The organism is Arthrobacter sp. 10T419, assembly GCF_056394105.1.
The window spans coordinates 1-359 of record NZ_JBFTHF010000090.1; the positions used below are offsets into that span (position 1 = coordinate 1).

Genomic DNA, 359 nt, shown 5'->3' on the forward strand with positions numbered 1-359 from the left:
CGCATACGGTAGCTTGCGGCAATGTCGCCGCGCCCGGTTCTTCGGGCCAGATGGGAAATCAACGTGAAAATGAACGACGCGTTTCCGCATACGGTAGCTTGCGGCAATGTCGCCGCGCCCGGTTCTTCGGGCCAGATGGGAAATCAACGTGAAAATGAACGACGCGTTTCTCGCCTCGATGCATGAGGCCATGCAGCTTCTTCAGACCGCAGGCCCGCTCGAGGCAACCGCCGTTATCCAACGGGCGCTTCGCCAACATTCGGCGGATGCACCCGCGCCGGAATCGCCGCCGATGCCGGCACAGGTGGTCCAGCACCTGCTGGAGCATCGCACCGCCGAGCCGGCTCCGGCTCCAGCTC

1 protein-coding gene is annotated in these 359 nt (G+C 63.5%); it reads left to right on the forward strand.

All coding sequences use genetic code 11. The annotated features are described in order from the left end of the window. Window positions 1–148: 148 nt before the first annotated feature. A partial coding sequence (locus AC1DBD_RS18015; RefSeq protein ID WP_476982756.1) for a hypothetical protein occupies window positions 149–359 on the forward strand: 211 nt, incomplete at its 3' end.